Annotated in this window: 10 protein-coding genes and 1 tRNA gene; 6 read left to right on the top strand and 5 right to left on the bottom strand. The window is 65.6% G+C overall.

Annotation, left to right across the window (positions count from 1 at the left end; all coding sequences use genetic code 11):
* Positions 1-164: hypothetical protein (locus ACRDTL_RS09240; RefSeq protein ID WP_431506416.1), on the bottom strand; the 164-nt coding region annotated here is incomplete at its 3' end.
* Positions 165-275: 111 nt separating this feature from the next.
* Here ACRDTL_RS09240 and ACRDTL_RS09245 point away from each other — a divergent pair.
* Positions 276-1472, top strand: a complete 1197-nt coding sequence (locus tag ACRDTL_RS09245) for a cysteine desulfurase-like protein (protein WP_431506408.1) — start codon at positions 276-278, stop codon at positions 1470-1472.
* Positions 1473-1492: 20 nt separating this feature from the next.
* Here the strand turns inward: ACRDTL_RS09245 and ACRDTL_RS09250 are convergent, their stop codons facing one another.
* A complete protein-coding gene (locus ACRDTL_RS09250; protein ID WP_431506409.1) occupies positions 1493-2473 on the bottom strand; it encodes an NAD(P)H-quinone oxidoreductase in 981 nt (326 codons plus the stop codon).
* Between the two features lie 66 nt (positions 2474-2539).
* Between ACRDTL_RS09250 and ACRDTL_RS09255 the strand changes: the two genes are divergently transcribed.
* The 4 genes from ACRDTL_RS09255 to ACRDTL_RS09270 all read left to right on the top strand — a co-directional run bounded on the left by ACRDTL_RS09255 (position 2540) and on the right by ACRDTL_RS09270 (position 3798).
* A complete protein-coding gene (locus tag ACRDTL_RS09255) occupies positions 2540-3034 on the top strand; it encodes a MarR family winged helix-turn-helix transcriptional regulator (protein ID WP_431506410.1) in 495 nt (164 codons plus the stop codon).
* A 29-nt stretch (positions 3035-3063) separates the two neighbouring features.
* Positions 3064-3150 (top strand) — tRNA-Ser (locus ACRDTL_RS09260).
* A gap of 43 nt (positions 3151-3193) precedes the next feature.
* A complete protein-coding gene (locus ACRDTL_RS09265; protein ID WP_431506411.1) occupies positions 3194-3433 on the top strand; it encodes a type II toxin-antitoxin system Phd/YefM family antitoxin in 240 nt (79 codons plus the stop codon).
* Positions 3430-3798 carry a type II toxin-antitoxin system VapC family toxin gene (locus ACRDTL_RS09270; protein WP_431506412.1) on the top strand — a complete coding sequence of 123 codons (369 nt, stop codon included), beginning with the start codon at positions 3430-3432 and terminating at the stop codon, positions 3796-3798. The genes ACRDTL_RS09265 and ACRDTL_RS09270 overlap by 4 nt, the downstream gene beginning before the upstream one ends.
* Before the next feature lie 4 nt (positions 3799-3802).
* On the opposite strand, the gene lipE is transcribed toward ACRDTL_RS09270, so the two are convergent.
* A complete protein-coding gene (gene lipE, locus ACRDTL_RS09275; RefSeq protein WP_431506413.1) occupies positions 3803-5041 on the bottom strand; it encodes a lipase LipE in 1239 nt (412 codons plus the stop codon).
* A gap of 99 nt (positions 5042-5140) precedes the next feature.
* On the opposite strand from lipE, the gene ACRDTL_RS09280 reads away from it, so the two are divergent.
* The gene (locus ACRDTL_RS09280) at positions 5141-5848 is read left to right on the top strand and encodes a rhamnosyl O-methyltransferase (protein ID WP_431506414.1); all 708 of its coding nucleotides are present in this window, start codon (positions 5141-5143) and stop codon (positions 5846-5848) included.
* A gap of 13 nt (positions 5849-5861) precedes the next feature.
* Here ACRDTL_RS09280 and ACRDTL_RS09285 read toward each other — a convergent pair whose 3' ends face one another.
* Together ACRDTL_RS09285 and ACRDTL_RS09290 are read right to left on the bottom strand one after the other, a co-directional pair.
* Entirely contained in the window at positions 5862-6686 is an 825-nt protein-coding gene (locus ACRDTL_RS09285) for a crotonase/enoyl-CoA hydratase family protein (RefSeq protein WP_431506415.1), read from the bottom strand.
* 127 nt (positions 6687-6813) lie between these two features.
* The coding region (locus ACRDTL_RS09290) for a DUF4334 domain-containing protein (protein WP_431506417.1) at positions 6814-6971 on the bottom strand (158 nt) is incomplete at its 5' end.

A 6971-nucleotide genomic window follows, 5' to 3' on the forward strand; every position in this document is an offset into this window, starting at 1 on the left:
CCGAGCGCGCCGAACGGGATGATAGCGAGCGCGACCACCCCGTAGGTCAGCGTAGGGGCAACCGCCACGGTGATCGGCCAAGTTAGCTGAGTGCTGCGCGCGACGATGGCCCCCGGCGCGATCAGCAACAACAGTGCAATCAGAATTCCGAACGTCAACCCCACTGCACTAGTATGGCTGGCCGGGTGACCCGGCTTTCGATGGTGGGGGACGTGTCTGGCCGCCCCGCTACCGTCACGGTTTGCCGAATCGCGCGGGACTCTAAGGTGGCTGGCATGGCTTACGACGTCGCCCGGGTGCGCGGACTACACCCGTCGCTGGGTGACGGTTGGGTGCATTTCGACGCGCCGTGGGGGATGCTGATCCCCGACTCGGTGGGCACCACGGTGTCCACAGCGTTCCGCGGTTCTTTTCCCAGCGCGGTCGGTCCGCATCCTTCGGCGCGCCGCAGCGCGGCCGTGCTGGAGGCGGCGCGAGCGGCGGTGGCCGATCTGGTCAACGCCGATCCGCACGCGGTGGTGCTGGGCGCCGACCGTGCGGTTTTGCTGTCGTCGTTGGCTGATGCGTCGGCGTCTCGGACCGGTTTGGGTTACGAGGTGATCGTCACTCGACTGGACGACGAGGCGAATATTGCCCCATGGCTGCGCGCAGCAAATCGATTCGGCGCCAAAGTGAAATGGGCTGAGGTCGACATCGAGTCCGGCGAGCTGCCGACCTGGCAGTGGGAGAGCCTGATCAGCAAGCCGACGCGTCTGGTCGCCGTCACCTCGGCGTCGGGAACCCTGGGCACCGTCACCGACCTGCGACCGGTGACGAAGTTGATCCATGACATCGGCGGCCTGGTCGTCGTCGACCACTCCGCGGCCGCGCCGTACCGGTTGATCGACATCGACGACATCGACGCCGACGTGGTCGCGGTCAACGCCGTCGGGTGGGGCGGTCCGCCCATCGGGGCGTTGGTGTTTCGCGATCCCGCGCTGATTGATTCGTTCGGCTCGGTATCGACGAACTCGCACGCCACCGGGCCGGCACGCCTGGAGGTCGGCGTACACCAGTACGGGCTGTTGGCCGGTTTGGTCGCCAGTATCGAATACCTTGCCTCGCTCGACGAGTCGGCTCGCGGAACGCGACGCGAAAGACTCTCTGTGTCAATGCAATCCGCCGGCTCATATATGGACAGGATATTCGACTACCTGATGGCCTCGCTGCGCTCGCTGCCGTTGGTGGTGGTGATCGGTCGGCCCGAGACACGGATACCGGTGGTCAGCTTCGCGCTGCACGAAGTGCCCGCCGAGCGGGTGGTGCAGCGGTTGGCGGACAACGGAATTCTGGCGATTTCGAACGTCGGCGCACGCGTGCTCGACGTGATCGGCGTCAGCGATGTCGGCGGCGCGGTCACCGTCGGCCTGGCGCACTATTCAACGATGGCCGAGGTCGACCAATTGGTACGCGCGCTGGCATCTTTGGGCTGAGCAATCTTTGCGTCTGCTCGCTAGTCAACGGTGAGCACGATCTTGCCGGTCACCCGCCCCGACGACAGCATGCGATGCGCCTCGGCGGCTTGCTGAATCGGCATGCGTGCCCCGATGACCGGCCGGACGCGCCCGTCGGCAATCATCGGCCAGACCGAGGTCGTCACCGCGTCGACGATGGTGCTCTTGCCGTGGGGGCCGTCGACGGGCCGGCCGCGCAGCGCCGTTCCGATGACCCGGGTCCGTTTGCCGATCAGCTTGCCGATGTTGAGCTCGCCCTTGACACCGCCCTGCATGCCGATGATGACCAGTTGGCCGTCACTGGCCAGCGCATCGAGGTTGCGGTCCAAATAGGCGGCGCCGATGATGTCCAGGATCACGTCGGCTCCCGCGCCGTCGCTGGCCTCGGCCACCCGCACGACGAAATCTTCGTCGTGGTAGGCGATCGTGATCTCGGCGCCCAGTTCGCGGCAGAGTTCGAGCTTGGCCGGTGATCCCGCGGTGATCGCGACCCGGGCGCCCAGTGCGCGGGCGATCTGGATGGCGTGGCTGCCCACGCCGCTGGCCCCGCCGTGAATCAGGATTAACTGGCCCTCGCCGAGGTGAGCCGTCAACACCAGGTTCGACCAGACCGTGCACGCGACTTCCGGTAGGGCGGCGGCGTCGTGCAGTTCGACGCCGTCGGGGATAGGCAGGATCTGCCCGGCGGGAACAGCGACGTATTCGGCGTACCCGCCGCCGGCCAGCAACGCGCAGACTTCTTGCCCGGGCGACCATCCGCTGACGTCGTCGCCCACCTCGGCGATCACACCCGATACCTCCATGCCGAGCAGTTCGCTGGCACCCGGCGGAGGCGGATAACGGCCGGCGGCCTGCAGCAGATCGGCGCGGTTGACCCCGGCCGCGCCGACCTTGATCAACACTTCTCCGCGACCCGCCTTGACGTCGGGCAATTGCTTCCACAGGAGCTGATCGGCGGACTCGGCGACGATGGCATGCATGGCCGACAGGCTACTACCTGCGAATTCCCGCTGTTTTAAAGGCAATGCGTCGCATAGCATGACGTTATGCGCGGCGTCATCGCCAGCCCGACAGCAAGTGAGATGCCCGGGCTTGACATCGCAGAACAGAAGTCGTGGCAGCACTTCTTGGATTCCGCGTTGCGGTTGTATGCGACGCTCAACCGGCAATTGACCGAGGCGCACCAGTTGACGCTGGTCGATGTCCGGGTTTTGGACATGCTTGACAGCGCTCCCGGCGGGTCGGCGCGGATGGGTGATCTGGCCGAGGCGTTGCCGTCATTGCCGAGTCGCTTGACCCGGCAGATCCGCCGCCTGGAGCTGCAGGGTCTGGTGCGGCGTGAAGCCAGCCGCGACGATCGGCGCGGGGTGATGGCGACCATCACCGACGACGGCCGCGCGGCGGCGCGGCAGGCCATGGTCACCTATGCGCAAGGTGTGCGGACGTATTTTCTCGGCCAGCTGTCGCGTTCGCGGATCACCGCGATGGGGGAGAACTGCCGGCGGATCAGCGCCGGGCTGCGCCCGTCCGGCCGGTCGTGAAGTTGCAGGTGCCCGTTACGCTTATCGGCGGTGGCGTGGCAGAGCGGCCTAATGCACTCGCCTTGAAAGCGAGAGACGGCTAACACCGTCCGGGGGTTCAAATCCCTCCGCCACCGCTGAAATCTGGTCAGGTCTGGTCAGGTCTATTATTATGTAGTCATGACTACCGAGACCTTCAATGTCTACGACGCGAAGACCAACTTTTCGCGGCTGGTCGCCCGCGCGGAAAGCGGCGACGAGATCGTGATCAGCCGGCATGGCCGGCCCGTCGCGCGCCTGGTTCCTTACCGGCCCGACCGGCCCGTGCGCCGCCTGGGCCTCTTGAAGGGCAAGGTCAAGATCGCGCCCGACTTCGACGATTTCACCGCCGCCGACGACCGCGACTGGTACGGGGAATGAGGGGACTGCTCGACACGCACATCCTGCTCTGGGCGCTCGCCGACGATCCGAAGCTGTCACCCGCGCATCGCGCGATGATCGCGGAACCCGACAACGAGTTTTTCGTCTCCGCGATCGCCGTCGCCGAAGTGTCAATCAAGACGTCGCTGGGCAAGCTAAAGGCTTCCGGGTTTTACGAGTCGTTGCGCGAGGCAGACTTTCGCGAATTGCCGTTCACCGCAGCACACGCCGAGGCGCTGCGCGAGTTGCCCTGGCACCACCGCGATCCGTTCGACCGGATGCTGGTAGCGCAGGCCATTACCGAACGCTTAGACCTCGTCACCACCGACGCTCGGCTGCGCGCCTATCCGGTCGTCTGTGTGTGAGGCCTCATCTGACCCGCGGAACCTCGGCGGCGATGCGGTCCATCAGCACGGTGTAGCGCTTGGGCGCCGGGTCCCGACCGGGCTTGCCGCTGCTGACCAACCCGGCCGCCAGCCCACGCTCAGGGTCGGCCCAGATCGCGCAGCTGACCAACCCGAGGTGGCCGAACGCTGCCGGCGCGTTACGGCCGAATGGCCCAAAGCGGTTGGACCCCAGCATAAATCCGGTGCCCCAGCGAAGCGGAGTGAGCCCGGTGGCGAAATCCGGTCGTAGCCGGCGGCATTCGCGCACCGCCTCGCGCAACGTGTCTGGCTGCATGACGCGTACCCCGTCGAGTTCGCCACCGCAACGCCAGATTTCGGCGAAGCGCGACAGTTCGTCGGCGTTCGACACGGTGTTTGACGACGGGATCACCGTGGTGAGAAACAGCGGATCGTTGCTGAACGGGATGATCTGGTGCATGGTTCCGCCGATTGCCTTGCGGAAGACTGCGGCTATCGGCGCCGGCAACGGCCTGCCGGTGGCGTGACTCGGCGCGACCCGCGGGACATCTTGGTGTGCGACGCCGAAGTTGGTCCAGCGGAAGCCAAGTGGGTCGAGGATCTCGGCGGCGAGAATCTCGCGAATGTCCTTGTCGGTGGCGGCCGAGACGATCTCTCGCATCAGCGGGCCCCAGGTCAGCGCGTGGTAGATGTGGATCAGCCCGGGCCGGTACAGCGGCTTCAACCTGGCCAGCTGTTCGCGGGTGTATTCGCTGTCGTCGGCGCGGCGGACGTCGGGTCGGGGGCCGGTGGGAAACGGAACGCCGGCGCTGTGGGTCAGCACGTGGCGGATCGTCGTGCGGTCCTTGCCGTGACTGGTGTAGTTGGGCAGGTAGTCGCAGACCCGGTCGTCGAGTGCGAACTGTCCGCGTTCGACCAGCATGTGCACGACGGTCGCGGTGATCGCCTTGGCCGTCGAGTACACGCAGAACGGGGTGTCGGTTTCGACCGGGATCTTTTCGGCATCGGGCGCATCGGTCGGGGCATTGCCCCAGCCGTGCCCGATCGCCCGGTTGAGCACGATCTTCCCGTTGTGCCGCAGGCACAGCTGGATCGCGGGGTGCATTCCGGCCTGATACCAGTACCGGACCGCCTGCCAGATCCGTTCGACGGCCGCAGCGTCGATGCCGGAATGGTCCTCGTCGCCGACCGCCGTGACGGCGTCGAGGTCGGCCGGGACACGGATCCTGCCGTCATCTGTCATGCATGCGAGGGTACGGGCGGATTTGTGGGTGGTCATCCGCCGCCAAGCCGGACTTGGCATAATCGCCCCCGTTATCGACTGAGGAGGATCACACACCACATGAACCGCTTTCGGGATTCCGTGCAAAGGGCTGCGGCTGGTCTCGCGAGGCCGTGGTTTTACCTGCCCACTGGCTCAGAACCCGAGGAGTACTACAAGTGGTTCTACCAGACCGGCGTGTGGCGCAAGATGACCTGGATGGGCGTCGCGTGCTGGAAATCGCCGGCCGACATGTGGAACTACCAGGAGATCCTGGTCGAGCGCAGGCCGTCGTTGGTGATCGAGTTCGGCAGCTATGCCGGCGGTTCGGCGTTATTTTTCGCTGCGGTGATGCGCCAGATCGGTCAGCCGTTCAGAGTCCTTTCGGTCGACAGCAATCACGAACAGCTTGATCCGTCGGCACCGGCCGATCCTGACATTGCGTTCATCGAGTCATCATCCACCGTCCCGGCTGTTGTAGAGCACATCACGCGCCTCAAAACCGAGTTTCCCGGCCGGGTCTTCGCCATTCTCGACAGCGATCACTCGATGGACCACGTGCTGGCCGAGATGAAACTGCTGCGGCCGTTGCTGAGCGCCGGGGACTACCTGCTGGTGGAGGACTCCAGCATCAACGGGCACCCGGTGTTTCCCGGCTTCGGGCCGGGACCGTATGAGGCCATCGAGGCCTACGAGCGTGAGTTCCCCGATGACTACACCCATGATGTGGCACGCGAAACCAAGTTCGGCTGGACGCAGGCACCTAATGGGTTTTTGATCCGCAACTAAGTCCGGTGCTCGCCTACTCGCCGGTGAACTGCGGCGGGCGCTTGGCGAAGGTCGCCGAGATACCCTCGGACAAATCGTTGGACGGCAGGAAAGCAGCGTTCCATGCCGCCACGTACCGCAGGCTCGCCGACACCGCCGAAATACGTTGCTGGTCAAGGACATCCTTGATGCCGTGAACCGTGAGCGGCGGATTGGCGGCGATTTCGGCGGCGGTGGCGAGCGCGGCGGCGAGCGAGGCCTCGGCATCGGCGTACACGTCGTTGACCAGGCCGATCTTCTCGGCGCGGGCGGCATCGATGTCCTTACCCGTCAGCGCCAGTTCTCGCAGGTGCCCGTCGGAAAGGATCAGCGGCAGTCGTGCCAGGCTGCCGACGTCGGCGACCATCGCCAGCTTGACCTCGCGGACGGAGAACTTCGCGTCGGCGCTCGCATAGCGGATGTCCACCGCCGAGATCAAGTCCACTCCACCGCCGATGCACCAGCCATGCACCGAGGCGATGGTGGGGGTGCGGCAGTCGGCGACGGCGGTGATCGCCTGCTGCATGCGCAGCACCTCGGCGTGGAAATCGGCGCGCGGCCGGGCCAGGGCGCCTTCGGACAGGACCGGCGCCAGCGTCCCGCCCATCCCCTTCAGGTCCAGGCCGTAGCTGAAGTTGGCGCCCGACCCGGTGAGCACGATGGCCCGCACCTCACGGTCGGCCGCCAACTCGCCGTACACCTGGGGCAGCTCCGACCAGAACGCCGGACCCATCGCATTGCCCTTGCCCGGTCCGATCAGCGTCACCTGCGCGACGTGGTCCTTGGTCTCGACGGTGACGGATTCGTACGGCTCACCCATGGGCAGACCGTACCGTGACTCGCCGCCCACCGACGACCAACCCCTAGCCGCACTGACTCTGCGTCCACCGCGTGACCTACTCGCACTTCTACGCGGTACGTGCAGAATCAACGCGAAACCGAAGGCGCTAGACCCGCTCGAGGTAGAAGTAGAAGTAGCGGCCGTTATCGACGACTTTCTTGCCGTTCATGATGCCCATCACCGCGTTGTCGTCGATCCTCTTGAAGTGGTCATGGACGGGTTGGCCGTCGTAGACCATCGTCGCGGTGACCTCGCCGCGAAATT

This window comes from Mycobacterium sp., assembly GCF_050700595.1.
GTDB lineage: Bacteria > Actinomycetota > Actinomycetes > Mycobacteriales > Mycobacteriaceae > Mycobacterium.

Bases quoted from the DNA above. Each gene is read 5' to 3' on its own strand.
- ACRDTL_RS09245 (WP_431506408.1), top strand. From the start codon at position 276: ATGGCTTACGACGTCGCCCGGGTGCGCGGACTACACCCGTCGCTGGGT.
- ACRDTL_RS09250 (WP_431506409.1), bottom strand. From the start codon at position 2,473: ATGCATGCCATCGTCGCCGAGTCCGCCGATCAGCTCCTGTGGAAGCAA.
- ACRDTL_RS09255 (WP_431506410.1), top strand. From the start codon at position 2,540: ATGCGCGGCGTCATCGCCAGCCCGACAGCAAGTGAGATGCCCGGGCTT.
- ACRDTL_RS09265 (WP_431506411.1), top strand. From the start codon at position 3,194: ATGACTACCGAGACCTTCAATGTCTACGACGCGAAGACCAACTTTTCG.
- ACRDTL_RS09270 (WP_431506412.1), top strand. From the start codon at position 3,430: ATGAGGGGACTGCTCGACACGCACATCCTGCTCTGGGCGCTCGCCGAC.
- lipE (WP_431506413.1), bottom strand. From the start codon at position 5,041: ATGACAGATGACGGCAGGATCCGTGTCCCGGCCGACCTCGACGCCGTC.
- ACRDTL_RS09280 (WP_431506414.1), top strand. From the start codon at position 5,141: ATGAACCGCTTTCGGGATTCCGTGCAAAGGGCTGCGGCTGGTCTCGCG.
- ACRDTL_RS09285 (WP_431506415.1), bottom strand. From the start codon at position 6,686: ATGGGTGAGCCGTACGAATCCGTCACCGTCGAGACCAAGGACCACGTC.